General features: G+C 66.7%; 29 protein-coding genes. 13 read left to right on the top strand and 16 right to left on the bottom strand.

The window, feature by feature from the left end:
- Window positions 1-19: 19 nt before the first annotated feature.
- The 3 genes from GTH33_RS07375 to rpsD form a co-directional block, all read right to left on the bottom strand.
- Window positions 20-985 (bottom strand): agmatine deiminase family protein, encoded by a 966-nt coding sequence (locus tag GTH33_RS07375; RefSeq protein ID WP_163957861.1) that lies wholly within the window; start codon window positions 983-985, stop codon window positions 20-22.
- Between the two features lie 8 nt (window positions 986-993).
- Complete coding sequence (locus tag GTH33_RS07370) at window positions 994-2637, bottom strand: M28 family metallopeptidase (RefSeq protein ID WP_163957860.1); 1644 nt, start codon at window positions 2635-2637, stop codon at window positions 994-996.
- A gap of 207 nt (window positions 2638-2844) precedes the next feature.
- A complete protein-coding gene (rpsD, locus tag GTH33_RS07365; protein WP_163957859.1) occupies window positions 2845-3459 on the bottom strand; it encodes a 30S ribosomal protein S4 in 615 nt (204 codons plus the stop codon).
- A gap of 207 nt (window positions 3460-3666) precedes the next feature.
- Between rpsD and GTH33_RS07360 the strand changes: the two genes are divergently transcribed.
- On the top strand, window positions 3667-3972 hold the full coding sequence (locus GTH33_RS07360) for a chorismate mutase (protein WP_163957858.1): 306 nt from the start codon (window positions 3667-3669) through the stop codon (window positions 3970-3972).
- Window positions 3973-4014: 42 nt separating this feature from the next.
- Here the strand turns inward: GTH33_RS07360 and GTH33_RS07355 are convergent, their stop codons facing one another.
- The 6 genes from GTH33_RS07355 to rpiB form a co-directional block, all read right to left on the bottom strand.
- Window positions 4015-4257 carry a hypothetical protein gene (locus tag GTH33_RS07355; RefSeq protein ID WP_212592683.1) on the bottom strand — a complete coding sequence of 81 codons (243 nt, stop codon included), beginning with the start codon at window positions 4255-4257 and terminating at the stop codon, window positions 4015-4017.
- An 82-nt stretch (window positions 4258-4339) separates the two neighbouring features.
- Window positions 4340-5068, bottom strand: a complete 729-nt coding sequence (locus GTH33_RS07350) for an RNA methyltransferase (protein ID WP_163957856.1) — start codon at window positions 5066-5068, stop codon at window positions 4340-4342.
- On the bottom strand, window positions 5065-5541 hold the full coding sequence (gene nrdR, locus GTH33_RS07345; RefSeq protein WP_163957855.1) for a transcriptional regulator NrdR: 477 nt from the start codon (window positions 5539-5541) through the stop codon (window positions 5065-5067). Before nrdR ends, GTH33_RS07350 begins: the two co-directional genes overlap by 4 nt.
- A gap of 8 nt (window positions 5542-5549) precedes the next feature.
- Window positions 5550-5723 (bottom strand): small multi-drug export protein, encoded by a 174-nt coding sequence (locus GTH33_RS17865; protein ID WP_166753199.1) that lies wholly within the window; start codon window positions 5721-5723, stop codon window positions 5550-5552.
- Window positions 5724-5726: 3 nt separating this feature from the next.
- Window positions 5727-7037 (bottom strand): serine hydroxymethyltransferase, encoded by a 1311-nt coding sequence (gene glyA, locus GTH33_RS07340; RefSeq protein WP_163957854.1) that lies wholly within the window; start codon window positions 7035-7037, stop codon window positions 5727-5729.
- Window positions 7038-7041: 4 nt separating this feature from the next.
- Window positions 7042-7476 carry a ribose 5-phosphate isomerase B gene (rpiB, locus tag GTH33_RS07335; RefSeq protein WP_163957853.1) on the bottom strand — a complete coding sequence of 145 codons (435 nt, stop codon included), beginning with the start codon at window positions 7474-7476 and terminating at the stop codon, window positions 7042-7044.
- Window positions 7477-7650: 174 nt separating this feature from the next.
- Between rpiB and GTH33_RS07330 the strand changes: the two genes are divergently transcribed.
- Window positions 7651-8154, top strand: coding sequence for a DUF3429 domain-containing protein (locus GTH33_RS07330; protein ID WP_208404166.1), 504 nt, complete (start codon window positions 7651-7653; stop codon window positions 8152-8154).
- A 125-nt stretch (window positions 8155-8279) separates the two neighbouring features.
- On the opposite strand, the gene hemA is transcribed toward GTH33_RS07330, so the two are convergent.
- The gene (gene hemA, locus GTH33_RS07325; RefSeq protein ID WP_163957852.1) at window positions 8280-9521 is read right to left on the bottom strand and encodes a 5-aminolevulinate synthase; all 1242 of its coding nucleotides are present in this window, start codon (window positions 9519-9521) and stop codon (window positions 8280-8282) included.
- 121 nt (window positions 9522-9642) lie between these two features.
- The gene (gene murI, locus GTH33_RS07320) at window positions 9643-10434 is read right to left on the bottom strand and encodes a glutamate racemase (RefSeq protein ID WP_163957851.1); all 792 of its coding nucleotides are present in this window, start codon (window positions 10432-10434) and stop codon (window positions 9643-9645) included.
- A gap of 103 nt (window positions 10435-10537) precedes the next feature.
- On the opposite strand from murI, the gene plsY reads away from it, so the two are divergent.
- The gene (gene plsY / locus GTH33_RS07315) at window positions 10538-11221 is read left to right on the top strand and encodes a glycerol-3-phosphate 1-O-acyltransferase PlsY (protein WP_208404167.1); all 684 of its coding nucleotides are present in this window, start codon (window positions 10538-10540) and stop codon (window positions 11219-11221) included.
- Window positions 11196-12296 carry a DNA-processing protein DprA gene (gene dprA / locus GTH33_RS07310; protein ID WP_208404179.1) on the top strand — a complete coding sequence of 367 codons (1101 nt, stop codon included), beginning with the start codon at window positions 11196-11198 and terminating at the stop codon, window positions 12294-12296. Before plsY ends, dprA begins: the two co-directional genes overlap by 26 nt.
- Before the next feature lie 15 nt (window positions 12297-12311).
- On the opposite strand, the gene GTH33_RS07305 is transcribed toward dprA, so the two are convergent.
- Window positions 12312-12956 carry a TMEM175 family protein gene (locus tag GTH33_RS07305; protein WP_163957849.1) on the bottom strand — a complete coding sequence of 215 codons (645 nt, stop codon included), beginning with the start codon at window positions 12954-12956 and terminating at the stop codon, window positions 12312-12314.
- Window positions 12957-13065: 109 nt separating this feature from the next.
- Between GTH33_RS07305 and topA the strand changes: the two genes are divergently transcribed.
- Window positions 13066-15642 (top strand): type I DNA topoisomerase, encoded by a 2577-nt coding sequence (gene topA / locus GTH33_RS07300; protein WP_163957848.1) that lies wholly within the window; start codon window positions 13066-13068, stop codon window positions 15640-15642.
- A gap of 153 nt (window positions 15643-15795) precedes the next feature.
- Here topA and GTH33_RS07295 read toward each other — a convergent pair whose 3' ends face one another.
- Together GTH33_RS07295 and panC are read right to left on the bottom strand one after the other, a co-directional pair.
- A complete protein-coding gene (locus GTH33_RS07295) occupies window positions 15796-16092 on the bottom strand; it encodes an SEL1-like repeat protein (protein WP_163957847.1) in 297 nt (98 codons plus the stop codon).
- Between the two features lie 79 nt (window positions 16093-16171).
- Window positions 16172-17017: a pantoate--beta-alanine ligase gene (gene panC / locus GTH33_RS07290; RefSeq protein WP_163957846.1), complete on the bottom strand. Its 846-nt coding sequence runs from the start codon at window positions 17015-17017 to the stop codon at window positions 16172-16174.
- Window positions 17018-17103: 86 nt separating this feature from the next.
- On the opposite strand from panC, the gene GTH33_RS07285 reads away from it, so the two are divergent.
- The 8 genes from GTH33_RS07285 (at window position 17104) to GTH33_RS07250 (ending at window position 23895) form a co-directional block, all read left to right on the top strand.
- The gene (locus GTH33_RS07285; protein WP_163957845.1) at window positions 17104-17892 is read left to right on the top strand and encodes a division plane positioning ATPase MipZ; all 789 of its coding nucleotides are present in this window, start codon (window positions 17104-17106) and stop codon (window positions 17890-17892) included.
- Entirely contained in the window at window positions 17889-18149 is a 261-nt protein-coding gene (locus GTH33_RS07280; protein ID WP_163957844.1) for a J domain-containing protein, read from the top strand. The genes GTH33_RS07285 and GTH33_RS07280 overlap by 4 nt, the downstream gene beginning before the upstream one ends.
- The gene (gene pgmG / locus GTH33_RS07275) at window positions 18149-19528 is read left to right on the top strand and encodes a phosphoglucomutase/phosphomannomutase PgmG (RefSeq protein WP_163957843.1); all 1380 of its coding nucleotides are present in this window, start codon (window positions 18149-18151) and stop codon (window positions 19526-19528) included. The genes GTH33_RS07280 and pgmG overlap by 1 nt, the downstream gene beginning before the upstream one ends.
- 31 nt (window positions 19529-19559) lie before the next feature.
- Window positions 19560-20027, top strand: a complete 468-nt coding sequence (locus tag GTH33_RS07270) for a PH domain-containing protein (protein WP_163957842.1) — start codon at window positions 19560-19562, stop codon at window positions 20025-20027.
- Window positions 20028-20069: 42 nt separating this feature from the next.
- Entirely contained in the window at window positions 20070-20825 is a 756-nt protein-coding gene (locus GTH33_RS07265) for an exonuclease domain-containing protein (protein ID WP_163957841.1), read from the top strand.
- A gap of 123 nt (window positions 20826-20948) precedes the next feature.
- Window positions 20949-22391, top strand: coding sequence for a sensor histidine kinase (locus GTH33_RS07260; RefSeq protein ID WP_163959712.1), 1443 nt, complete (start codon window positions 20949-20951; stop codon window positions 22389-22391).
- Window positions 22388-22834 carry a response regulator gene (locus GTH33_RS07255; protein WP_163957840.1) on the top strand — a complete coding sequence of 149 codons (447 nt, stop codon included), beginning with the start codon at window positions 22388-22390 and terminating at the stop codon, window positions 22832-22834. The genes GTH33_RS07260 and GTH33_RS07255 overlap by 4 nt, the downstream gene beginning before the upstream one ends.
- Window positions 22835-22902: 68 nt before the next feature.
- Window positions 22903-23895 carry a sensor histidine kinase gene (locus tag GTH33_RS07250; RefSeq protein ID WP_249055067.1) on the top strand — a complete coding sequence of 331 codons (993 nt, stop codon included), beginning with the start codon at window positions 22903-22905 and terminating at the stop codon, window positions 23893-23895.
- A 3-nt stretch (window positions 23896-23898) separates the two neighbouring features.
- Here GTH33_RS07250 and GTH33_RS07245 read toward each other — a convergent pair whose 3' ends face one another.
- Window positions 23899-24375 carry a DUF1440 domain-containing protein gene (locus GTH33_RS07245; RefSeq protein ID WP_249055038.1) on the bottom strand — a complete coding sequence of 159 codons (477 nt, stop codon included), beginning with the start codon at window positions 24373-24375 and terminating at the stop codon, window positions 23899-23901.
- Window positions 24376-24433: 58 nt separating this feature from the next.
- A complete protein-coding gene (locus GTH33_RS07240; RefSeq protein WP_163957838.1) occupies window positions 24434-25177 on the bottom strand; it encodes a class I SAM-dependent methyltransferase in 744 nt (247 codons plus the stop codon).
- Between the last annotated feature and the right edge of the window lie 7 nt (window positions 25178-25184).

Raw genomic sequence — 25184 nt, 5'->3', positions numbered from 1 at the left:
CCTCCGCCCGGATGCGGTGTCAGTTCGCCGGAATTTGCTGGCTGATGCAGTGGAAGCTGCCGCCGCCCGTCAGGATGTGATCCGCGCGAAGCCCGGTGACGCGGCGATCGGGAAACAGCGCCTGGATCGCCGCCACCGCGGCCGCGTCGTTCTCGCTGCCATAGACCGGCACGACCACCGCGGCATTGCCGATGTAGAAGTTCATGTAGCTCGCAGGCACCACCTCTTCGTCCCGCAGGACGCGGCCCGGCGAAGGGATCGTCACCACGTCGAGCCCGGCAGCCTTGGCGTCGCGCATCGCGTGGCTGTAGACTTGCCAATTGGGGTCGTTCTCCGCCGCTTCCGGCAGCGCCAGCCGGCCTTCGCCGACGAAGCGCGCCAGATTGTCGACATGGCCATCGGTATGGTCGTTGAGCAGCCCGTCGCCCAGCCACACCACCTTGGTAAAGCCCAGGTCGTCGCGCAGCCGCGCCTCGATCTGCGCCTTGCCGAGCGTCGGGTTGCGATTGGGATTGAGCAGGCATTGTTCCGTGGTGACGACGACACCCGTGCCATCGCCGTCGATCGCTCCGCCTTCGAGCACCCAATTGCAATAGCCGACGGGCTTTCCGCGCTGCTGGGCAAGCCGCAGTCCGATCGTATCGTCACCGGGCAGGTCGTACTTGCCGCCCCATCCGTTGAAGCCGAAATCGCGCGCTTCGCCGTTGCCGAGCACGATCGGGCCGGTATCACGCAGCCATATGTCGCCAAACGGTTCGACCACCACTTCGGCGAACGGTGCCATGGCGGTGGCCGCGGAGCCGCCCTCGGCGTCGGCAGCGACCAGGATCACCGTCTCGCCCGCGCCATCGGCATGAATCGCCCGGGCAAAGGCGACGACTTCCTCACGCGCCGGTTCGAGATCGTCCTGCCACAGATCCGGATGGCTCGGGAAACCGATCCATACGGCCTTGTGCGGCGCCCATTCGGCCGGCGGCACGGGCATGTTTGCGCTCATTTCGTCCCTCCCGCCACGGTGGCGCGGCTCTTGTCGCGAATGGCACGGAATTCGTCGCCCGGCATCCAGTTCGGCCAATCGCGCCCCTCGGCGAGCGCGCGGCTCAGCGCATAATAGAGGCCGACATCCTGCTGCACGCCGGTCCAGTCCCAATTGGGATCATATTCGTCGGAGGGGGCATGATAGCGATGCTCCTCGTAATCTTTCGCCGCTGCGCGTCCCGCGGCAACACCGCCCTTCAAGAGATCCTGGCCGGTTTCGAAATAGACCATCGGCACGCCATGCTTCGCCAGGCTGAAATGGTCGGAGCGATAGTAGAAACCCTTTTCCGGCGTCGGTTCGGGCGTTGCGGTGCGTCCCTGCGCCTTCAGCGCCGCATTCAGGTAGCCGTCGAGCTGCGACTTGCCCGGCCCGATCACGATCACGTCCTTCGCCGGGCCGTACATCGCGAGCGCGTCCATGTTGGCACCGCCGACGGTCTTCGCGAGCGGGTATACCGGGTTCTCGCCATAATAAGCGGACCCCAGCAGCCCCGATTCCTCGGCGGTCAGCGCGACGAACACCATCGACCGGCGTGCGGGGCCAGCCTTGGCATTCGCCTCTGCCAGCGCGACCAGCGCGGCGGTACCGTCCGCATTGTCGACCGCGCCATTGCAGATGCCATCACCATTGACCGGCGTGCATCGGCCAAGGTGATCCCAGTGCGCCGACAACAGGACATATTCGTCCGGCGCCTCGCGGCCCGGCAGGATGCCGACGACGTTGTGCGAGATCTGTTTCCTGATCTGGTTATCGAAGCTGACCGATGCCTTCAGGCCGAGCGGAACCGGCTTGAAGCCCTTCACCTTCGCCGCCGCCGCGAGTTGGTTGAAATCCTTGCCGGCACTGGCGAACAATGCACGCGCCTTGTCCAGCTGGATCCAGCCATGGGCGGCGGTGTCATCCATATGGCCGTTGGCGGCATCGGCGACATGTTCGGCACCGGTGTTGCTCGACTGGACGACGTTCCAGCCATAGGCGGCAGGCTCGGTCTGATGGACGATCAGCACCGCGGCCGCGCCCTGCCGCGCCGCTTCCTCGTACTTATAGGTCCAACGGCCGTAATAGGTCATCGCGCGGCCGCCGAAATCGCCGGTCAGTCCCTGCGTCTGCCAATCGGGATCGTTGATGAGGACGACGACCGTCTTGCCCTTCACATCGAGGCCCGCGTAATCGTTCCAGCCCTTCTCCGGTGCGACGATGCCATAGCCGGCAAAGACGATGTCGCTGTCCTTCACGTCGATATGCCGCGTGACGCGATAGGTACCGACCACCATGTCAGGGCCATATGCGAGGGACAACGGGGTCTTGCCGCCGGTGATCGTCAGCGGGGTGACGTTCTGCGCGGTGATCTCGACCAGCGGCACGTCCTGCAGCCATCGCCCCTTGTTGCCGGGCTTCAGGCCTGCCTTCGCGAACTGCTGCTGGAGGTAGGCGAGCGTCTTTTCCTCGCCCGCGCTGCCCGGCGCGCGCCCTTCGAACGCGTCCGAGGACAGGGTCTTGGTCACCGCCTTCATCGTATCGACGGAAATGGCCGGCGTGGTCTGGGCCGCCGCCATGGCGGGCGTGGCGAGCAGGGCGGCGAGGATGAGACGACGCATCGGAGACTCCGCGAAATGGGTCAGAATAGCCGGCCTTGTGACGCGGGAGCGGGCGTATGTCCACGGGCACGCGAAGGACCGGCGCCGCATGGCGAGATGGCACCGTAACCGACGGTCCTGCGGGGGCGGGCGCAGGCCTCGGAAACGGCCGCCAAACAAAAAGGGCGGCCCCGCAGGACCGCCCTTTTCATCGACAGGAACCGTCGATCAGCGCGAATAGAATTCGACGACCAGGTTCGGTTCCATCTTCACCGGATAGGGCACCTCGTCGAGCGTCGGGACGCGGACGAAGGTGATCTTGGCATTGCCATCCGGCGCGACATAGTCGGGGATGTCGCGCTCTGCGAGGTTCTGCGCCTCGAGCACCAGCGCCATTTCCTTCGCCTTGGTACCCAGCGTGATCTCATCGCCTACGAAGCAGCGACGCGATGCGATGTTGCACTTCACGCCGTTGACGCGAATGTGGCCGTGGCTGACGATCTGGCGCGCGGCGAAGATCGTCGGCGCGAACTTGGCGCGGTAGACGATCATGTCCAGGCGCTGTTCGAGCAGGCCGATGAGGTTCTGGCTGGTATCGCCCTTCATCCGGGCGGCCTCGTGGTAGCACGCACGGAACTGCTTCTCGGTGACGTCGCCGTAATAGCCCTTGAGCTTCTGCTTGGCGCGCAGCTGGATGCCAAAGTCCGACACCTTGCCCTTGCGGCGCTGGCCGTGCTGGCCCGGGCCGTATTCGCGCTTGTTGACCGGCGACTTGGGGCGACCCCAGATATTCTCGCCAAGACGGCGGTCGATCTTATGCTTGGCGCTATGGCGCTTCGACATTCTGTATTCCTTGCAAACGACAATGACGTAGACCGCCCGATCGCTAACGATCGGATGGCCTGGTCCCGGTATCGCGCTGCTGATCCGTCAGGAGGCAGGCCCGCCGCTTCACCGGGGTGCGGGGGCATTGCGAAGGCGGGCGCCTAGCCGGGGCGTGGCGGCAAGTCAAGCTGGACAGCGGCCCGACGGGCCGTCACACGACCCGCCATGACGACGATCCTTTCCGCCCCCGATTGCGCGACGATGACCGAGGTTCGCGCGGGCGTCGATGCCCTCGACCGCGAGCTGATGGCGCTGCTGGCGCGCCGCTTCGCCTATATGGACGCCGCCGCCCGCATCAAGCCCGAACGCGGCCATGTCCGCGACGAAGGCCGCAAGGCGGAGGTGATCACCAACGCCCGCGCCGAAGCGGAGCGGCTGGGCCTGCCCGGCACGGCGATCGCCGATCTGTGGGAACGCCTGGTCGAGGCGTCGATTGCCTATGAACTGGCGGCGTTCGATCGACGACGGTGACGCGGCGAGGCGCTATCACCGACCATGACGATCCGCGAATCGTCAGTTCTGACCTGTGCCCCGCATGGCGCCCGCGCCATTGACGTTCCGCGAAAAGCTATTCGATTCCAGCTGCCGCCATTCCTCCGCGGTATGGCATACCCGCTTGCTGGCACCCATGCGGCTGCCGGTCTGCTCCATCCGCTTGCAGATCTTCGGCTCATCTTTGGCGGGGGTGACGACGGCGGGGCTAGGTGTGGCCTGAGCCATTGCCGGCGTTCCGCCAGCCACCATCGCCAGCATCATTGTCACAACAGACATCATCGTTTCCTGCGCTTGGCCGGATGACGACCAGTCCTAGAACCATTCACCGATCCTATGCCGCGGATCAACCCCGCCGCGCCTTCGCGCCGTCGAGCGCCGACAACACGCCCCGCATCGTGCGGACTTCCTGCGTCGACCAGCCGGGCTTGGTCAGCAGGGTGCGGAGCGTGCGCCTGGTGGTGACGACACGTTCCGGCGGGAAATAGAAATTGGCCCGTTCCAGCATCGCATCGAGCTGCTGGATCATGCCCTCCAGCTCCTCATGCGGTGCGGGTGGCGCAATCGGATTGATCGAGGGTTGCGCAAGCGCCTGCCCCTTCGACCATTCGTACGCGACCAGGATGACCGCCTGCGCAAGATTGAGGCTGCCGAAGGCGGGATTGATCGGCACGGTGATGATCGTGCGGGCGAGCGCTACGTCGTCCGTTTCCAATCCCGAACGTTCCGGCCCGAACAGGATCGCCGATCGTTCCGCCGCGGCGTGGATATCGCGCGCCGCGATCTCGGGCGTCACCACGGGCTTGGTGACCCCGCGCTTGCGTACCGTGGTCGCAAAGACGTGCGCGCAGTCCGCCACCGCATCCGCCACGCTATCGAACAGCTGCGCGCGTTCGAGCACGACGTCGGCACCGCTTGCTGCGGGCCCCGCCATTGGGTTGGGCCAGCCGTCGCGTGGGCTGACCAGCCGCAGATCGGTGAGGCCGAAGTTGAGCATGGCGCGTGCCGCCTTGCCGATATTCTCGCCCAGCTGCGGCCGGACGAGGATGATGACGGGATCGGCGGCAGCGGTCATTCGACGCGCCCGGCCTGTTCAACGGTGCCGGCGAATTCCTCGAAATCGCGCGCCTCGCTGAAATCGCGATAGACGCTGGCGAAGCGGATATAGGCGACCGAATCAAGGCCCTTCAGACCGTCCATCACCATCTCGCCGATCCGCTTGGACGACACTTCGCTTTCGCCCTGCGTTTCGAGCTGGCGCTGGATGCCGCTGACCAGCTTTTCGATCCGCACGGGCTCGATCGGGCGCTTGCGCGTGGCGATGGCGACGGAGCGCAACAGCTTCTCGCGGTCGAACGGTTCGCGGCGGGTGCCGCCCGCGACGTTGCTCTTGACCACCCACAGGTCGCGCAGCTGAATACGCTCGAAGGTGGTGAACCGTGCCGCACAGCCCTCGCACTGGCGCCGACGACGAATGGCCGCCCCGTCTTCCGTGGGGCGGCTGTCCTTCACCTGACTGTCTTCATGGCCGCAGAACGGGCACCGCATTCAGGCGATCAATCCTTGCGCTTGGCATAGGCGACGCCGGCACCGACCAAAGCGCCGAGCACCGGGCCGACGAACGGGATCGGGATCGCCACGACGGCACCGATGGCACCGTACTTCGCCATCTTCTTGCCGAGGCCGGGGGTGTTCTTGACGGTCGCCTGAACCTCTTCGATCTTCGACATGGCTTATCCTTGATAGATGGGGAAACGAGCGCAGAGAGCGCGCACGCGGGTCCGAACGCTCGCCTCGACCTCGGGGTCCCCGTGCTCGCCCTTCTTCGCAAGGCCATCCAGCACGTCGGCGACCATGTGGCCGATCTCGCGGAACTCGGCCGGGCCGAAACCGCGGGTGGTGCCGGCGGGCGAACCGACGCGGATACCGCTGGTCTTCACTGGAGGCAGCGGGTCGTTGGGAATGCCGTTCTTGTTGCAGGTGATGCCGGCGCGCTCCAGCGCCTCGTCCGCATCGCGGCCGGTGATGCCGAGCGGGGTGAGATCGATCAACGCCAGATGGGTGTCGGTGCCGCCCGATACCACGTCGGAGCCACGCTCCTTCAACGTCGCCGCCAGCACTTTCGCATTTTCCACGACGGCGGCGATATAGCTCTTGTAGCCAGGCTGCAGCGCCTCGCCGAACGCGACCGCCTTGGCAGCGATGACGTGCATCAGCGGCCCGCCCTGAAGGCCGGGGAAAACCGCCGAATTGAACTTCTTGGCCAGCGCTTCGTCGTTCGTGAGGATCATGCCGCCGCGCGGACCGCGCAACGTCTTGTGCGTCGTGGTGGTGACGACGTGCGCATGGCCGAACGGGGTCGGGTGCAGGCCGGCCGCGACGATGCCGGCGAAATGCGCCATGTCGACCATGAAATAGGCGCCGACCTTGTCCGCTATCTCGCGGAACTTGGCGAAGTTGATGACACGTGGGTAGGCGGAACCGCCCGCGATGATCAGCTTGGGCTGGTGCTCGACCGCAAGGCGTTCGACCTCGTCATAGTCGATCAGGTGAGTTTCAGCGTCGACGCCATACTGGACCGCGTTGAACCACTTGCCCGACATAGCGGCGCGGGCGCCGTGCGTCAGGTGGCCGCCGGCATCGAGGCTCATGCCCAGGATGGTCTCGCCCGGCTTGACCAGCGCCAGCATCACCGCGCCGTTCGCCTGCGCGCCCGAATGCGGCTGCACGTTGACGAAGCCGCAGCCGAAGATCTGTTTGGCGCGTTCGATCGCCAGCGTCTCGACTTCGTCGGATGGCGCGCAGCCCTGATAGTAGCGCTTGCCGGGATACCCTTCGGCATATTTGTTGGTGAAAACCGAACCCTGCGCCTCGAGCACAGCCTTGCTGACGATATTTTCACTGGCGATCAGTTCGATCTGCGTCTGTTCGCGCTCCAGTTCATGTGCGATGCCGGCAAAGATCGCGGGATCGGCATCGGCCAGGCCCTGCGAAAAGAAGCCGTCCGGGCGGATATCACTGAAATCGGTGGGCTGGGTGCTCATGGGTTCAGTCCTTTCGCGACAATTTGTCGACGCGGTTCTGGTGACGGCCACCTTCGAACGGGGTGGCAAGGAAGGCTTCCAGGCAAGCTTTGGCGAGGTCGGGGCCGATCAGCCGAGCGCCCATCGCAATGACGTTGGCATCGTTATGCTGCCTTGCCAGCGTAGCCGACAGCGGTTCGCAAATGAGTGCGCATCGGCAGGCGGGATTGCGGTTGACCGCGATCGATATGCCGATGCCCGAACCGCATAGGGCAACCCCCATGTCGGCTTCACCCGCGGCGATCGCCTGCGCCAGCTTGCGGCCGAAATCGGGGTAATCGACGCGCGCATCCGTCTCCGGCCCCAGATCGATCGCCTGATGGCCGAGCGTTTCGGCATGATCGACCAGCAGCGCCTTCAGCGCGATGGCGGCGTGATCGGAAGCAAAGGCGATTCGCAAACGAGCATCCAAGCATGCAGGAGGAGCGGATGCAGCGCGCCTTAGCGATCCGCGTCCGGAATTGCCACACCTTCGGGCGGAACGCACTTGCCCGCTCGCGCGCTGTGACAGACGACTGACCAACCCAGGATAAGACCATGCCACCCCCATCCGACTTCGCTGCGGTTCGCGATCTTGGCTGACCATGCCCCTGCCCACCGCCCCGGCGCCGTTGGCGAAACCCCGCTGATCCTCGGCTATGCGGGGCTGCTGCCGCAGATCGCCGCGGTCGCGACCTGCGTATTTGGCGGCAGTAGCGATATCGGGCCGATGTTCGCGTTCGGCTATGCGACCCTGATCCTCAGTTTCCTGGGCGGTATCTGGTGGGGATTTGCGATGCGGACCGGCGACGGCCATGCGGTCAGCTGGGGACAGGGCCGGATCGCAAGCCTTGCGGTCATGCCCTCGCTATTCAGTGCCGGCCTGATCCTGCTGTCGATCGGCCATGTCGTGGCGATGCACTGGGCGCTGGTGCTGCTCGGTTCGGCGGTCATCACGACCCTGCTGGTGGACCGGCGCCTGCGCGATGCCGGGCATGCACCGGAGGGCTGGATGGCGCTGCGCATCCCGTTGTCGGTCGGCCTGGGCGGCCTGACCATTCTGGCCGGCGTCCTGTGCGGAATCACGACGACGTCGTGATATGTCGTCGGCCTGCGCCCGGCCGAACATCTCACCGCTCAACCGCGGCACAGCTGACGATGGCGGGACAGATCGATGGATCGTCCCACATCGCCTTGTGTGATCCGCCGCGATGACGACCGGGTCTAGGCGGCCTTGCGCAGTTCCAGCCGGCTCCAGATCTCGACCAGCGCATCGGTCAGTTCGCGCATCATCGCCGGCGTATGGCTCGGCCCCGGCGTGAAACGCAGCCGCTCGGTCCCGCGCGGTACGGTGGGATAGTTGATCGGCTGGACGTAGACACCGTATTCCGCAAGCAGGATATCGCTGATCCGCTTGGCCTTCACCGGGTCGCCGACCAGGATCGGCACGATATGCGTATCGCCCAGCATCACGGGCAGTCCGGCATCGTTGAGCATCGATTTAAGTAGGGTCGCAGACGCCTGCTGCCCTTCGCGCTCGACGCTCGATGACTTGAGGTGGCGAACGCTGGCCAGCACGCCAGCGACCAGCACCGGTGACAGGCTGGTCGTGAAGATGAAGCCAGGAGCATAGCTGCGGATGACGTCGACGATCGTCTGGTCGGCGGCGATATAGCCGCCCATCACGCCGAACGCCTTGCCCAGCGTCCCCTCGATGATCGTCAGCCGGTGTGCGACGCCTTCCTGTTCGGAGATGCCGCCACCACGCTCGCCGTACATGCCGACCGCATGGACCTCGTCCAGATAGGTCAGCGCATTGTACCGGTCGGCGAGATCGCAGATCGCGGCGATCGGTGCCACATCCGCTTCCATCGAATATACGCTTTCGAAGGCAATCAGCTTCGGCACCGCCGGGTCTTCCGCAGCCAGCAGTTCCTCGAGATGCGCGAGGTCGTTGTGGCGAAAGATGCGCTTCTCACAGCCCGCATTGCGGATACCTGCGATCATCGAGGCATGGTTGAGTTCGTCCGAGAAGATCACGCAGCCCGGCAGGATCTTCGCCAGCGTCGACAGCGTCGCCTCGTTCGAGACATAGCCGCTGGTGAACAACAGCGCCGATTGCTTGCCGTGCAGGTCGGCGAGTTCGTGTTCCAGGTCGATATGATAATGCGTGTTGCCGCCGATGTTGCGCGTGCCGCCGGAGCCGGCACCGACATCGTGCAGCGCTTCCTCCATCGCCTCGATCACCTTGGGGTGCTGGCCCATCGCGAGGTAGTCGTTCGAGCACCAGACGGTGATCGGCTTCGGGCCGTTATGCCCCGCGAAACAGCGCGCGTTGGGAAACATCCCCTTGTTGCGGAGGATGTCGATGAAGACCCGGTATCGGCCTTCGGCATGGAGGCGATCGATCGCCTGGGTGAAGACACGCGTATAATCCACGCGCACGTCCGTGCCGTCGCTGCTCATGGAAAAGCCATGTAACTGTGCCGGGGACGGGTTGCCAGTGGATAAAAGACCTGTGTGTGATCGAATGGCTTGGGCATTTTGTCCCACCCCGGCGCCACACTCCGCCACGAAAGGCCCCGAGCTACAGCGCTTCGCTCACCGAAATGCCGTACCGTGCCAGCGCCGGTGCCAGAGCGTGTTCCGCCGCGCCGAGGCGGGTGAACACCGCCCGATGCGGTCGCGCCCCGGACCATGCCTGCCCGGCGGTGAGGAACGCGATGCGCCGGGCGATGCCGGGCCCGCCATCGACGAAGCGGATGGTCGGGCGCGCCGCCGCGGCGAGTTCCGCCTCGACCAAAGGGAAATGGGTACAGGCGTTGACGATCACGTCTATCCGGTCGCCATCGCGCTGGTCCAGCAGCCCGGCCAGCACGGCACGATAGCGCGCCGGATCGGTCGGCCGCCCGGCAAGCTTCGCCTCGGCGAGTTGCACCAAATCGGCCGAACCGTGGCGGAGGACCGTGCAGTCGCCCGCAAACCGCGACGCGAGATCGTCGACGTAGGATTGGCGCACCGTCGCCTCCGTCCCCAGCACGCCGATGACCCGGCTGCGGCTCGCCAGCGCCGCCGGCTTGATCGCCGGCACCGTACCGACCACCGGCACGTCCAGCGCGCCGCGGACGGCGGGCAAGGCGATGGTGGATGCGGTATTGCATGCGATCACCACCAGCCGCGGGCGATACCGTTCGACCAGCCGGCCGAGCAGCGCCGGGACCCGCGCGGCGATTTCCGCCTCGCTTTTGATGCCATAGGGAAAACCCGCGGAATCGGCGGCATAGACGATCGGCGCCTGCGGCAGCAGCGCGACGGTGTGGCCGACGACCGACAACCCGCCGACGCCGGAATCGAAGAACAGGATCGCGCCGCTATCCATATGGTCCGCCCATAACCGCGCTTTCGACCGCCGCAAGAGGTGGATGGCGCCAACTTGACCGAAGTTGGTGCACGGGCATTGGCGAAGCTTCGCCGAACCCGCTATGGTCGCACCAAGAAGAGGGGCAGGCTTGCATACCGAGGTTCTCTGGATCGCACCGACTTGCGCGTTGCTGCTCGGCTACCTGCTGGGCTCGATCCCCTTTGGCGTGCTCCTGACGCGGTTCGCGGGCGCCGGCGACCTCCGCACGATCGGATCGGGGAATATCGGCGCGACCAACGTGCTGCGCACCGGACGCAAGGGGCTGGCGGCCGCGACGCTGCTGCTCGACCTGCTGAAGGGCGCTGCGGCGGTGTGGCTGGCCGATTGGCTGTTCCCGGGCGACGGCATGGTCGCGGCAGCGGCCGCGTTCGTCGGCCATTGCTATCCGATCTGGCTACGCTTCAAGGGGGGCAAGGGCGTCGCAACGATGATGGGCATCGTGCTGGCGCTGCACTGGCCGATGGGGCTGGTCTACGCCGCAGTGTGGCTGGGGCTGCTCGCCACCGTGCGCATCTCGTCCGTCGCGGGCATGGCGGCGGCGGTCAGCGCCCCGGTCGGCGGCGCCCTGTTCGGCCGTTTCGACCTGGTCATGCTGGTGCTCGCGCTCGCGGCGATCGTGCTGTGGAAGCATCGCGAGAATATCGAACGGCTGGCGAACGGGACCGAGCCGCGGATCGGCGGATCAAGGGATACCGAGGGTGGAACGGGCGACGACGTCGATGCGAACGCCCTGCCCGGTGGCTGATCGTGATGGTGCGCGCCTCCGCCTGATCCGGACCGGCGGGATCGGCCCCGTCACCTATCGCCAGCTGATCGCCCGCTTCGGCACCGCCGAGGCGGCGCTCGATATGCTCCCGACGCTGGCGCGGCGGGGCGGTGGCGCCCCGCCGAAGGTCGCGGGCGTGGGCGCGATCGAGCGCGAGATGGCGACCACGCAGCGGCTGGGCGCGCGTTACCTGTTCCTGGACGATGCCGATTACCCGCCGCTGCTGGCGGACATCGACACGGCGCCCCCGGCCCTGATCGTGCGCGGCGATCTGTCGCTGACCGGGGCGATGTGCGTCGCGATCGTCGGTGCGCGCAACGCGTCGGCGGCGGCCTGCCGCTTCGCGAGGATGCTGGGGCACGCCTTGTCCGGCGAAGGGGTGACCATCGTGTCCGGACTGGCGCGCGGTATCGACACCGCCGCGCATGCCGGGGCGATGCCGCGTACGATCGGCGTGATCGCCAGCGGCGTCGACGTCGTCTTCCCGCCCGAAAACGGCGCGCTGCAGGAACAGGTCGCGACCAACGGCCTGTTGATCGCCGAACAACCTCCCGGCACGCAGCCGCTCGCCCGCCACTTCCCGTCCCGCAACAGGATCATCGCCGGGCTGGCACTGGGTACGGTAGTGGTGGAGGCGGCGCCCCGCTCCGGCTCGCTCATCACCGCGCGGCTGGCGAACGAGGCGGGGCGCGAAGTGATGGCGGTGCCGGGAAGTCCGCTCGATCCGCGCGCGCAGGGATGCAATGCGTTGATCCGTGAGGGCGCGACGCTGATCCAGACCGCGGCCGACGTACTCGAACAGCTGCGACCGATCGATCCCCGCAGCGTCCGTGCGCCGCTGGCATCCTATGGCGCACCGCCGCCGGCGGATGCCAGCGACGGCGACCGGCACCGCATCACCCGCCTGCTCGGCCCGGTACCGGTCGGCGTCGACGAACTGATCCGCCAGAGCGGCATCACCCCCGCGATCGTGCAGACGGTCCTCCTCGAACTGGAGCTCGCCACCCGGCTGGAACGGCATGCGGGCGGACGGGTCAGCCTCTCGCTGCCGTAAGCGCAGCGGCCGGCGTCAGTCCGCCGCCGCCCTGCGCTCCGCATAGCGCCCGATCAGTAGCGTGATGATCGGGCTGCCCAACGTCAGCACCGCCAAGGCGGCGACCCACGTCACCATGCCCCCGACAAAGGCGCAGACCCCGATCGCGATCGCGATCCAGCTGCGCCGCAGGAACGGCCGCATGTCCTGCGCGGTCAGCCCCTGATCGAGCAAGTCCGGCGCCGCGACGATGCTGCTTATCAGCAAACGGTTAAGCAGCCCCAGCACGATAAGCCAGCCGGTGTAAAAGCCGATGCCGACCCGCAGCTGGACATATTCGCTGATGACCGCGGTGGGAAACGGCATGAACGCGACGGCCAGCAACAGCAACAGGTTGACCGCGGTCAGCCGCCGGTTCGACGCGCGCAGCAACCCCATCACCTCGTGATGCACCAGCCAGAACCGCCCGAGCACCAGGAAGCTGACCAGGAACCCGATGTAATTGGGAATCAGGTTCAGCAATGCCTGGCCCAGTTCCGCATCGGTGGCGTAATGCAGGTGCGGCAGCTTCACCTCGACCACCAGCAGCGTCATCGCGATCGCAAACACCGCGTCGGAGAAGAAGGTCAGCCGTTCCAGTTGCTGCCGGTCGTGATGGGGGCGATGCACGGCGTCGATCATGGCTTGCGCACCCGCATCGTCGAACCCCACATCATAGATCAGCCCCGTTGACAGCAGCCCCGGTGGCTTTCCACCCTCGCGCGTACACGTAAGGACCCTAACCGCCGCCATGCAGCTCGTCATCGTCGAATCGCCCGCCAAGGCGAAAACCATCGAAAAGTATCTGGGGTCGGACTTCCGCGTCCTCGCCTCCTACGGCCATGTCCGCGATCTGCCGGCGAAGGACGGCTCGGTGAACCCCGACGAGGGCTTCGCGATGGAATGGGAAAATTACGCCGACAAGTCCAAGCAGCTGAAGGCGATCGCCGACCTGTCGAAGACTGCCGACCGCCTGATCCTGGCGACCGATCCCGATCGCGAGGGCGAGGCGATCAGCTGGCACGTGCAGGAGGTGCTGCGCAACCGCAAGGCGCTGCCCAAGGACGTGCAGCGGGTGACGTTCAATGCGATCACCAAGGCGGCGGTGACGACCGCGATGCAGAATCCGCGCGAGCTCGATACCGACCTGATCGACGCCTATCGCGCCCGCCGCGCGCTCGATTACCTCGTCGGCTTCACATTGTCGCCGGTGCTGTGGCGCAAGCTGCCCGGCGCCAAGTCGGCGGGCCGCGTCCAGTCGGTGGCGCTGCGCCTGATCGTCCAGCGCGAACGCGAGATCGACGTCTTCAAACCGCAGGAATATTGGTCGGTCACCGCGCGGATGGAGCAGGACGGCACGCCGTTCGTCGCGCGCCTCGTCCAGTTCGAGGGCAAGAAGCTCGACCGCCTGTCGATCGGCACCGAAGGCGACGCGCTGAAGGCCAAGGCTGCGGTCGAGGAAGGCCGCTTCTCGGTCCAGACCGTCGAGACCAAGCCCGCGACCCGCAACCCGCCGCCGCCGTTCACGACGTCGACGCTGCAGCAGGAGGCAGCGCGCAAGCTCGGCTTCTCGGCCGACCATACGATGCGGATCGCGCAGGGCCTCTACGAGGATGGCGCGATCACCTACATGCGGACCGACGGCGTGCAGATGGACGGCAGCGCGATCAGCGCCGCGCGCCTCGCCGTCGCCAACCGCTACGATGCCAGCTACGTCCCCGATTCGCCGCGTCAGTATCAGACCAAGGCGAAGAACGCGCAGGAAGCGCACGAGGCGATCCGACCCACCGACTTTGCGAAGGACAAGGCGGGATCGGGCGACCACGGCCGCCTGTACGAGCTGATCTGGAAGCGCGCGCTCGCCAGCCAGATGGCCTCGGCCCGGATGGAGCGCACCACGGTCGAGATAGCCGACGGCACCGGGCGCAACGTGCTGCGCGCGACCGGCCAGGTCGTGCTCTTCCCCGGCTTCCTCGCGCTGTACGAGGAAGGCAGCGACGATTCGCAGGACGAGGAGGCCCGGCGCCTGCCCCGCCTGCGCGAGGGCGATGCGCCCGCCAAGAAGGGCGTCGATGCCGAGCAGCATTTCACCCAGCCGCCGCCGCGCTTTTCCGAAGCCAGCCTCGTCAAGCGAATGGAGGAACTGGGCATCGGCCGCCCGTCGACCTATGCTTCGATTATCAAGACGCTGAAGGACCGCAATTACGTCCGCGTCGAGAAGAACCGCTTCTTCGCCGAGGAAAGCGGCCGGCTGGTCACCGCTTTCCTCGAACGGTTCTTCGAGAAATATGTCGGCTTCGACTATACCGCCGAGCTGGAGGAGGAGCTGGACGACGTGTCCGGCGGCCGCGCGCAATGGCAGGCGGTGCTGGAGGCGTTCTGGCGCGACTTCAAGCCGCGCACCAGCGAGGTGATGGAGCAGCAGCCATCCGCGATCACGGCGGAACTGGACACCTTCCTCGCGCCCTATCTGTTCCCCGACAAGGGCGACGGCACCGATCCGCGGTTGTGCCCGAAGTGCGAGGCGGGCAAGCTGGCGCTGCGCGGCGGCAAGTTCGGCGCGTTCATCGCCTGCTCCAACTACCCCGAATGCAAATACACCCGCCGCTTCGCGCAGCCGGGTGGCGAAGAGGGTGAGGACAGCGGTCCCGAAGGCCTTGGCAAGGACCCCGCCACGGGGCTCGAGGTCGAGCGCAAGTCGGGACGGTTCGGTCCGTACATCCAGCTGGGCGAGGGCAAGGAGGCCAAGCGCGCCTCGATCCCCAAGGACCTGCCGGGTGAACTAGACCTGGAATGGGCGCTGAAGCTCCTCAGCCTGCCACGCACGATCGGCACGCATCCGGAGACGGGCGAGCCGATCACCGCATCGATCGGACGCTATGGCCCGTATCTGGCGCACAGCGGCAAATACGCGCGCCTGCAATCCACCGCCGATGTTTTCGAGACGGGCATGAACGCCGCCGTCGTGAAGCTTGCCGAGGCGGCTGCGGGTGGCGGACGTCCGGCGCGCGGGGCGGCGCGCGCGCCGCTGAAGGAACTCGGCAAGCATCCGCGGACCGAGCTGGAGATCAGGCTGATGGAGGGACGCTATGGTCCCTACGTCACCGATGGCGAGACGAATGCGACCCTGCCCAAGTCGATCATGCCCGAGGTGCTGACGTTGGAAGAGGCGGCGCAACTGATCGACGACCGCGCCGCAGCGGCCCCGCCAAAGGGAAAGAAGAAGGCGCCGGTCAAAAAGGCCGCAGCGAAAAAGCCGGCGGCGAAGGATGCGGCCGCCAAGAAGCCCGCAGCGAAAAAGGCCCCGGCGAAGAAGAAGACCGAATAACCGCGGTGACCCATATCCGTCATTCCCGCGCAGGCGGCAATCCAGACACGCTGGCGGTTCAGGCATATCACGACGTCCGCGTGTCTGGATCCCCGCCTATGCGGGGATGACGAGCGCGGTTACCGCCGGCGCTGTGCCGTCATATCGGGAGAATCAGGCCGCGCGGCGCTGCGTCATGCTGAGCCAGGCGCGCGCCTGGCGCTGCGCTTCGGCGATTTCGCGGGCCGTCATATCCTCGGCCACGTCGGCGCGGGCATCGGCGGCTTCGGCGATCCCCGACACGGCAGCGAGGTTGAACCATTTGTGCGCTTCGATCAGATCGACGCCCGCCCCCGCGGTGCCCGTCTGATAGCAGACGCCCAGATCAAACAGTGCCTCTGGTCGACCACGCAGCGCGTCCTCGATCCGGCTGTCTAAAAGAAACTGCGCGCTCTTGAAACTGTTGCCCATCGCTTGCCCCCAATGCTCATAAGGCAACATTGGGGCGATTCGCACTACGAAATGGTTAACGACGATAAACCCAAATTGATCAGTAATTTGGTTCGATAGCTATATTGTCGATGAGCCGGGTCGACCCCATCCGCGCCGCCGCGAGCAAACGGCGCGGCCGATCTGCCGCAGGATGTTCCGCCAGCGTTTCGGCATCCGCCAGCGCGACGTAGTCGATTTCGAACCCCGCAGCGATCAACGACGTCCGCGCTTCTGCGAGGGCGTCCGCCACATCGGCGCCGCGGCCGATGGCGCGCGCGGCGACGCCCAGCGTCCGGGGCAACGCGACCGCCTTCGCCCGCTGCTCCTCATCGAGATAGATATTGCGCGACGACAACGCCAGACCGTCGTCGTCGCGCTGCGTCGGCACGCCGACGATCTCGATGTCGAGGTCTAGGTCGGCGACGAAACGGCGGATGACGGCAAGTTGCTGATAGTCCTTTTCACCGAAATAGGCGACGTCGGCACCCGTCTGTTGAAACAGCTTGGTGACGACGGTGGCGACGCCGTCGAAATGGCCGGGCCGCGCCGCGCCGTCGAAACCGTCGCTGACGCCGCGGACGCTGACGTTGGTCGCAAAGCCGTCGGGATACATGACGTCGACGGACGGCAGCCACAGCAGGTCGCAGCCGTGTTCGGCCAGCAGCCGCGCGTCCGCCGCCTCGCGCCGGGGATAGCGGGCCAGATCCTCGTTGGGGCCGAATTGCCTGGGGTTGACGAAGATCGAGGCGATCACCTTCGTTCCCGGCCGCCGGGCCGCCTCGATCAGCGCCATGTGGCCGGCGTGCAGCGCGCCCATGGTCGGGACCAGCGCAATATCCGCGCCTTCCGCCCGGAACGCGGCCACGGCGTCGCGCAAGCCCTTCACATCCCGAACCGTGTGCACGTTTAACCCCTCGAACATTGAGCGCGCGGCTTCTATGGAGAGGGACGAGAGCGGGCAAGCCGCAACCCATCGATAAGGAACGAACCGTGCCCGCAGGGCCACACGTCATCGTCTTCGCCAACGAAAAGGGCGGCACCGGCAAGTCGACGACGGCGGTGCACGTCGCCATCGCGCTCGCCGCCAAGGGCGCGAAGGTCGCCTGTTTCGACCTCGACCATCGCCAGCGTACGGTCGGCCGCTACCTGGACAATCGCGCCGCCACCATCGCGCGCACCGGCAGCGACCTGCCGATGCCCGTCCACGACACGCATGACGGAACCACCGAAAGCGTGTTCGAGGAAAAATGGGCGCGATTGAGCGATGGTGCCGACTTCCTGATCGTCGACACCCCCGGTCGCGACGATTACTTCGCGCGCACCGCAGCAGCGCTGTCCAACACGCTGGTCACCCCGATGAACGACAGCTTCGTCGACTTCGACCTCATCGGCCAGGTCGATCCGGAAACGTTCAACGTCACCCGGCCCAGCTTTTATTCGGAATTGATCTGGGATGCCCGCAAGCAGCGCGCCCGCGCCGACGGCACGCAGATCGACTGGGTCGTCCTGCGCAACCGGTTGCAGCATATCGAGGCACGCAACATGCGGCGCGTGTCGGACGCGCTGGTCCAGCTCGCCAAACGGGTCGGTTTCCGCATCATTCCGGGCCTGGGCGAGCGCGTGATCTATCGCGAGCTGTTCCCGGCCGGATTGACGATGATCGATGCCAAGGAATTCGGCGCGATGGGGCTCGGCCACGTCGCCTCTCGCCAGGAATTGCGTGAGATGATGAGCGCGTTGCAACTGCCCGAACCCGCTGTCCCGGACGTCGCGGCGTGAAGTGGATCATCGCCATCGGGCTGATCTGGCTCGCGTGGCGTTACCTGAAGCCGGCGCCCAAGCGCGCGACGCTGAGCGACACGCAGCGCGCACGGCAGGTGCTGGGTGTAGGGGCCGGAGCGGACGAAGGCGAAATCCGCGCGGCCCATCGGCGCCTGCTCGCCGACGTGCATCCCGATCGGGGAGGATCGGCGGAGCGCAGCACCGAGATCAACGCGGCGCGCGACCTGTTGATCGGGGCGCTGCGGCGAGCCTGATGGCGCACGTCCTGTCTCCTGCGATCCTGCGGAAATATGACATTCGTGGCACGGTCGGCCGCAACCTCGGCGTTGCCGATGCGGTGGCGATCGGGCGCAGCTTCGCCACCCGCGTACGGCAGGCGGGCGGCACGCGTGTCGCCGTGGGTCGCGACGGGCGGCTGTCGTCGCCGGAGCTGGAAACGGCATTGGTCGACGGGCTCACTGCGGGCGGCGTCGACGTGGTCCGGGTCGGCATCGGCCCTACCCCCATGCTCTATTATGCCGAGGCGACGCTGGAGGTGGACGCCGGCGTGCACGTCACCGGCAGCCACAATCCCCGCGACGACAACGGCTTCAAGATGGTGCTCGGCCATCGTTCGTTCTACGGCGCCGACGTGCGGGACCTCGCCCGCATTGCCGCTGCGGGCGACTGGAGCGAGGGCGCGGGCAGCGTCACCGACCTCGACGTCTGCGACGCCTATGTCGGACGGCTGATGGCGGGCTATGCCGGCGGCAGCTTCCGCATCGGCTGGGATTGCGGCAACGGCGCTGCAGGGCCCGCGATCGAGCGGCTGACCGCGCTGCTGCCGGGCGAGCATCACCTGTTGCACACCGCCGTCGACGGGCACTTCCCCAATCACCATCCCGACCCCACCGAAGAAGCGAACCTCGCCGATCTCAAGGCGCTGGTGCGCGAACGGGGCCTCGATTTCGGCATCGCCTTCGATGGCGACGGCGACCGGATCGGCGCGGTCGATGGCGAGGGCCGGGTGCTGTGGGGCGACCAGTTGCTCAGCCTGCTGATCGAGCCGGTGCTGACGGAGTTGCGCGGCGCAACCGTGGTGGCCGACGTCAAATCGTCGCAGATGGTGTTCGACCGGATCGCCGCGCTCGGCGGCAAGAAGGTGATGGGGGCGACCGGCCATAGCCTCATGAAGGAGGCGATGCTGGCGCATGACGCACCGATCGCCGGCGAATTGAGTGGCCATATCTTCTTCGGCGCCGGCGCCAACGGTGGCTGGTATGGCTTTGACGACGCGCTCTACGCGGCTGTCCAGCTGATCCGCGCGGTGCATCTGTCGGGACGGTCGCTCACCGCCTTGCGTTCGGCGATGCCGCCGCTGGTCAACACCCCCGACCTGCGCTTTGCTGTCGACCCCGCCCGCAAGTTCGCGGTTGTCGACGAGGTGCGCGACCGGCTGCTGGCGCGGGGCCTCGACGTCGTGGCAATCGACGGCGTGCGGGTGACGACGCCGGATGGGTGGTGGCTGCTGCGCGCATCGAATACGCAGGATGTCCTGACTGCGCGTGCCGAGGCAGGCAGCCAGCCGGCGCTCGATGCGCTGGTGGCGGCGATCGATACGGAGCTGGCGGCTTCGGGCATCGCCCGCGATTGACACGCCTCGTCCGCCGGATAGGGTCGCGACCATGGTTGGGACCTACCACGCGGAACGACCGGTCGACAGCTTTCGGTCGAGCACCAACCGGTGGCTGTTCGGCAGCTTCACCGGATGGCTCACGATCCTGTCCTGCGCGATCGGCGTCGGCCTGGTCGTCATCGCGGTGCGCTGGCTGCAAAACATGGGTGCGGCCTATGAGATCACCGACCAGCGCCTAATCGTGCGGCGCGGGCTCGTGATGAAGTCGATCGACGAGGTCGAACTGTATCGCGTCAAGGACGTGCGGGTGGATTTCTCGCTGCTCAACCAGATCGCCGACATCGGCACGATCACCATCACCTCGTCCGATCGCACCACCGGCAATGCCAGCTTCGTCCTCCGCGATATCCCCGCCGCCCGCGAACGCCGCGAAGGCATTCGCAAGCTGGTCGATCGCGCCCGCCAGATCCGCGGCGTGCGCGAACTGGATGTGGATGCGGAAGACGGCTTGCGCTGATCGCGCTGGCATAATCGCTCGTCTGCACCCATTTGAATGTCGATGCGCCCCCTTCCCCAGATCATCCGTGTCGTCGACCTCGAGACCACCGGGTGCGCACCTCCCGCACACGGGGTGTGCGAGATCGGCTGGCAGGACGTCGCCCTCAAGGGCGAACGGTGGGAACTGGACGGTGAAGGCGGGTCGATTCTGGTCAATCCGGGTCGGGCCATTCCGCCGATCACCCAGGCCATCCATCACATCCTCGACGAGGACGTCGCCGAGGCACCGTGGTGGCACGATGTCGCGCGCCGCGTGCTCGATCCCTATCCGCGGCGGGTGGCACTCGCCGCGCACCGGGCGGATTTCGAACAGCAGTTCTGCACGCCCAACCTCACCCATGGGGCGAACTGGATCTGCACCTGGAAATGCGCGCTGCGGCTATGGCCCGATTCGCCGAGCTTCTCGAATCAGGTGCTGCGGTATTGGCGCAAGCCGGAAGGACTCGAGCAGAGCCGCGGACTGCCGGTGCATCGCGCCTTCCCCGACGCTTATGTCACCGCGCATCACCTGCGCGACCAGCTGAACGAGGCGGGCGTTGCGCAACTGCTCGAATGGTCGCGCGACCCCGGCCTTATCCCGCGGGTGCGCTACGGTCCGCATCGTGGCAAGGCGTGGAGCGAGCTGGACCATGAAAGCCTGATGGCATTCCTGACCGATCGCGATCCCGACATCCGCTTCACCGCCAATGCCGAGATGGATCGGCGCAGCGGTGGCGGCGCCGTCGGGCGCGGCAATCCGCAGGAGTTGCTGCTCTAACCGACGATGACAGCACCGCTGGCGCAACTGCGATCGCTGCCCTAAGGCCACGGCGTGCTTACCACCGCCAGCAACGCACTTGTCGTATCGGAAGGCCGCGTCGCCCGGGTGCTCGTCGCGTTCATGGCCGTCGGGTTCCTGGCGCTGGTCGCGGCGGGCATCGCCGCCGGCTGGGCGACGGGACGGAACGAGGACCACACCCGCTGGGTCAACCACACTTATGAGGTGGAGCTGTCGGTCAGCAATGCGCGACGGTTGATCGAACAGGGCGAGGCGTCGCGGCGCGGCTATCTGCTGACGGGCAATACGGAATATCGCGACGCCTATCGACGCTGGGCGACGGCGCTGCCGGGGGCGCTGATCCGGTTGCAGCAGCTGACGCGTGACAACCCGCGCCAGGTCGGTTCGCTCCGCGTCCTGAACGCCGAGATCGCCGGGTTGCTGGTCCAGCGCGCGCGCACGATCGGGCTGATCGACGCCGGGCGGATCGGCACGGCGAACACGCTGTTCCGCACGGAGGCGAGCGTGCGCCGGCTGGCGAAGATCCGCACCGCGTTCGACCATATGGCGGCGGAGGAGCGCCGGTTGCTCGCGGAACGCGATGCGGCGCAACAGGCGAGCGTGCGGGTGTTCTACGCGATTCTCGCGGTGGCGGCGGTGCTGCTGGTGCTGGTGGCGCTGGCATCGTTGCTGATGGTGACGCGCTACACCCGCGACCTGGCGCAATCGCGCGACCGGCTGCGCGATTTCAACGATCGTCTGGAAGAGACGGTGAGCGAGCGGACCGCAGACCTCAGCCGCGCCAACGAGGAAATCCAGCGCTTCGCCTATATCGTCAGCCACGACCTTCGATCGCCACTAGTCAACGTTATGGGCTTCACGGCCGAACTTGCTTCCGCCACCGCGCCCCTGGCGGAGTTGCTCGACCGGGCCGAGGCGGAGGCGCCGCATATCGTCAGCGAGGACGCGCGGCTGGCGGTGCGCGAGGACCTGCCGGAAGCGGTCGGCTTCATCCGCACATCGACGCAGAAGATGGACCGGCTGATCAACGCCATCCTCAAGCTATCGCGCGAGGGGCGGCGGGTCATCACGCCCGAAGCGATCGATCCCGCCGCCGTGGTGGAGACGATCGCCGGGTCCATCCAGCACCTGCTCGACGATCGCGGCGTGTCGCTGAGCGTGGCGCGACCGATCCCGGGCGTCGTCACCGATCGCGTGGCGCTGGAACAGATCCTGTCGAACCTGATCGAGAATGCGACCAAATACCTCCAGCCCGGCCGCCCCGGCACGATCGCCGTATCGGGCGAGGAGCGCCGCGGGCGCGTGATCCTGTCGGTCGCCGACAACGGTCGCGGCATCGATCCGCGCGACCACCAGCGCATCTTCGACCTGTTTCGCCGGTCGGGCCAGCAGGATCAGCCCGGCGAGGGCATCGGACTGGCGCACGTGCGGGCACTCGCCTATCGTCTGGGCGGCACGATCGACGTCGACAGCGAACTCGGCCGCGGATCGACGTTCCGCATCAACCTTCCCAAGACCTACGAAAGCCAGGACAGCACGCCATGAACGCCCATCAATCCGTCGGCATCGTCATGATCGAGGACGACGAGGGCCATGCGCGGCTGATCGAAAAGAACATCCGCCGCGCCGGTATCCTCAACGACATCCGGCATTTCACGGACGGCACCCAGGCGCTGCACCATCTGTTCGAGGCATCCGACGGCCCCGCCAAGAACGGTCCGGCGCTGGTGCTGCTCGATCTCAACCTGCCCGACATGAGCGGCACCGACATCCTGGCAAAGATCAAGGAAGAGGGCAGCCCGCTGAAGCGCACGCCGGTCGTCGTGCTCACCACCACGGATGACAAGGTCGAGATCCAGCGCTGCTATGATCTGGGCTGCAACGTCTACATCACCAAGCCGGTGAACTACGAAAGCTTCGCGCAGGCGATCCGTCAGCTCGGGCTGTTCCTGTCAGTGATCCAGGTGCCTGAAGTCGAGGAACACTGATCCTGACCGATCCGGCCGCCGCTCCCGACCTGCTCCCCAGCGTCCTCTACATCGACGACGACGCCGGTATTCGCCGGCTGGCGGCGCGTGCGCTGACGCGGCGGGGGTATCGGGTGACGATGGCGGAAGGCGGCAGCGAGGGCGTGCTGCTCGCCGCCACGCAGCCGTTCGACCTGATCGCGGTCGATCACTACATGCCGGGCATGGACGGGCTGGAAACGCTGGCGCGGATCGGCGATCTGCCGGCTCCGCCGCCGGTCGTCTACGTCACCGGATCGGACGAGGGCCGGATCGCCGTCGCCGCGCTGAAGGCCGGCGCGGTGGATTACGTTGTGAAGACGGTGGGCGAGGACTTCTTCGACCTGCTCGCCGCAAGTTTCCAACAGGTGCTCGACCGCAGTCGCCTGTCGCGAGAAAAGGCACGGGCCGAGGAAGACCTGCGCGCCAGCAACGCCCGGCTCGAGGCGCTGCTGGGCGAGGTGAACCACCGCGTCGCCAATTCGCTGCAGCTGGTGTCGGCGATGGTGCGGTTGCAGGCGAGCGCGCTGGTCGATCCGACGGCGCGCGCCGCGCTGGACGATACCCAGCGGCGGATCGGTGCGATCGCGCAGGTCCATCGCCGGCTGTATTCGGCGAACGACGTCGAAAGCGTCGACATGCGCGAATATCTGGGTTCGCTGATCGAAGAGTTGACCGAGACGCTGTCATGCGACTCGGCCCCGCATGCCCTGCACCTCGTCGCCGAACTGATCCGCCTGCCGACGGACAAGGCGGTGTCATTGGGCGTGATCGTCACCGAACTGGTGACCAATGCGTGCAAATACGCCTATCCGACCGGCGCCGGCGGCGAGATCCGGGTGATGCTGCGACGCGAGGGCGAGGACGTGTTCCTGCTGGCGGTCGAGGATGATGGCTGCGGCATGCCGGTCGGGGCGACGCCGAAGGGGACGGGCCTTGGCACCAAGCTGATCAGGGCGATGGCGCAAAGCCTGCAATCGATCATCGAATACGAACCGCGCGACCACGGCGTGCGCGCGACGCTGCGCGCACCGCTGGCGTAACGGTCAGTCCAGCACGGCGTCGAGGCCGCGCCGGGTCGCTTCCAGCGCCAGGCCGAATACCGCGTGACTCGCCAGACCATAGGCATGCGTCGCCGGCGGCGTATCGGTGGGTGCTGGTCCCCAACCGAACGCGGGGACCACGGCATCGTCGAGCAATGTCGCCACGCCTAGGCCATAGGCGATGCCGAAACCGGTCGTCGTCTGCGGCCAGCGCCGCGCCGCCAGCGCATAGCCCGCGCCCAGCGCGGCGCCGGTGACGTAGTGGACCACGCTACCGGCCGTCTCGCGATGCTTCTGCGTGACCGCATCGCCGATGACCAGCTGCTTGGCGCTGTCCGCGGCCTTCACGGTGGCGGGATCGTCGTTGCTGCCGCCCTGTCCGAACGCCGGCGCCGCCATACCCTGGAACAGGTTCATGGCGAGGCTGGCGACGAGCCCTCCGGCGATTCCGGCGGCAAGGGTCCTGGCAATTGACGTCACTGGCGTTCTCCCGATCGTAAGGCGGTAACGCATCGCCCGGGCGGAAGATTCGTTCCGGTTATGGCTTGCGGAACTTGAGGACGAACTGGTCGGTCTTGCCGCGGATCGCCGGGTCGAACACGTTCTTGCTGTGATCGTCGGCGGGGTTCGCCAGCACCTTGCTGGCACCGACGAAGCGGAAGCCCGTCGCCTCGATCTGCCGGCGGACCGCGTCGGGATCGATGCGATGGCGCGTTTCGGTGCCGGACATGCCGGTGCCGGCGGCGTCGGCATGGTCGATCACCACATAGGTGCCACCCTTTTTCAGCAGCTTGAACACCGCCGTGTCGAACGCGCGCAAGGCCGGTTCGCCTGCCCCCTTGTTGGGGATGTCGTGATAGTTCTGCACCGTCCAGAACAGGTCGGCCGGTTGCGCGATGGTCGGCAGGTTGGTGGCCTGCACCTCGGCGGTGACGTTGGCGAGGCCGCGGGCCTGCAACGCCGGCAGCGACTTCGCGGCATATTTCGCGCCGGCGGCGGGCCAGAGCGCATACACCTTGCCCTTGGGCCCGACGACGTTGGTGAAGATACGCGTCCAATAGCCGCTGCCCGGCAGGTAATCGACCACCGTATCGCCCGGCTTGACGCCGGAGAAGGCGAGCACTGCCGCCGCCTGGCGCCGGGCATCGTCGCCGGACTGATCGGCGCGGGCAGGATCGGCGAGCGCGCGGGTGATCGCGGAGCCGGCGGGCGCCGCCTTGTCCTGTGCCAGCACGCCGGTGGTCATCGCGGCCGCCGCGACCATCGATACAAGCAACCGCATCCTTCGT

Origin of the sequence: Sphingomonas insulae (assembly GCF_010450875.1) — a bacterium.
Classification (GTDB): Bacteria; Pseudomonadota; Alphaproteobacteria; order Sphingomonadales; family Sphingomonadaceae; genus Sphingomonas; species Sphingomonas insulae.
This window is presented reverse-complemented; position numbering and strand designations above follow the sequence as displayed.

Bases quoted from the DNA above. Each gene is read 5' to 3' on its own strand.
- GTH33_RS07375 (WP_163957861.1), bottom strand. From the start codon at position 985: ATGCCCGTGCCGCCGGCCGAATGGGCGCCGCACAAGGCCGTATGGATC.
- GTH33_RS07370 (WP_163957860.1), bottom strand. From the start codon at position 2,637: ATGCGTCGTCTCATCCTCGCCGCCCTGCTCGCCACGCCCGCCATGGCG.
- rpsD (WP_163957859.1), bottom strand. From the start codon at position 3,459: ATGTCGAAGCGCCATAGCGCCAAGCATAAGATCGACCGCCGTCTTGGC.
- GTH33_RS07360 (WP_163957858.1), top strand. From the start codon at position 3,667: ATGACGACGATCCTTTCCGCCCCCGATTGCGCGACGATGACCGAGGTT.
- GTH33_RS07355 (WP_212592683.1), bottom strand. From the start codon at position 4,257: ATGATGCTGGCGATGGTGGCTGGCGGAACGCCGGCAATGGCTCAGGCC.
- GTH33_RS07350 (WP_163957856.1), bottom strand. From the start codon at position 5,068: ATGACCGCTGCCGCCGATCCCGTCATCATCCTCGTCCGGCCGCAGCTG.
- nrdR (WP_163957855.1), bottom strand. From the start codon at position 5,541: ATGCGGTGCCCGTTCTGCGGCCATGAAGACAGTCAGGTGAAGGACAGC.
- GTH33_RS17865 (WP_166753199.1), bottom strand. From the start codon at position 5,723: ATGTCGAAGATCGAAGAGGTTCAGGCGACCGTCAAGAACACCCCCGGC.
- glyA (WP_163957854.1), bottom strand. From the start codon at position 7,037: ATGAGCACCCAGCCCACCGATTTCAGTGATATCCGCCCGGACGGCTTC.
- hemA (WP_163957852.1), bottom strand. From the start codon at position 9,521: ATGAGCAGCGACGGCACGGACGTGCGCGTGGATTATACGCGTGTCTTC.
- murI (WP_163957851.1), bottom strand. From the start codon at position 10,434: ATGGATAGCGGCGCGATCCTGTTCTTCGATTCCGGCGTCGGCGGGTTG.
- plsY (WP_208404167.1), top strand. From the start codon at position 10,538: ATGGTCGCACCAAGAAGAGGGGCAGGCTTGCATACCGAGGTTCTCTGG.
- dprA (WP_208404179.1), top strand. From the start codon at position 11,196: ATGCGAACGCCCTGCCCGGTGGCTGATCGTGATGGTGCGCGCCTCCGC.
- GTH33_RS07305 (WP_163957849.1), bottom strand. From the start codon at position 12,956: ATGATCGACGCCGTGCATCGCCCCCATCACGACCGGCAGCAACTGGAA.
- topA (WP_163957848.1), top strand. From the start codon at position 13,066: ATGCAGCTCGTCATCGTCGAATCGCCCGCCAAGGCGAAAACCATCGAA.
- GTH33_RS07295 (WP_163957847.1), bottom strand. From the start codon at position 16,092: ATGGGCAACAGTTTCAAGAGCGCGCAGTTTCTTTTAGACAGCCGGATC.
- pgmG (WP_163957843.1), top strand. From the start codon at position 18,149: ATGGCGCACGTCCTGTCTCCTGCGATCCTGCGGAAATATGACATTCGT.
- GTH33_RS07270 (WP_163957842.1), top strand. From the start codon at position 19,560: ATGGTTGGGACCTACCACGCGGAACGACCGGTCGACAGCTTTCGGTCG.
- GTH33_RS07265 (WP_163957841.1), top strand. From the start codon at position 20,070: ATGCGCCCCCTTCCCCAGATCATCCGTGTCGTCGACCTCGAGACCACC.
- GTH33_RS07260 (WP_163959712.1), top strand. From the start codon at position 20,949: ATGGCCGTCGGGTTCCTGGCGCTGGTCGCGGCGGGCATCGCCGCCGGC.
- GTH33_RS07255 (WP_163957840.1), top strand. From the start codon at position 22,388: ATGAACGCCCATCAATCCGTCGGCATCGTCATGATCGAGGACGACGAG.
- GTH33_RS07240 (WP_163957838.1), bottom strand. From the start codon at position 25,177: ATGCGGTTGCTTGTATCGATGGTCGCGGCGGCCGCGATGACCACCGGC.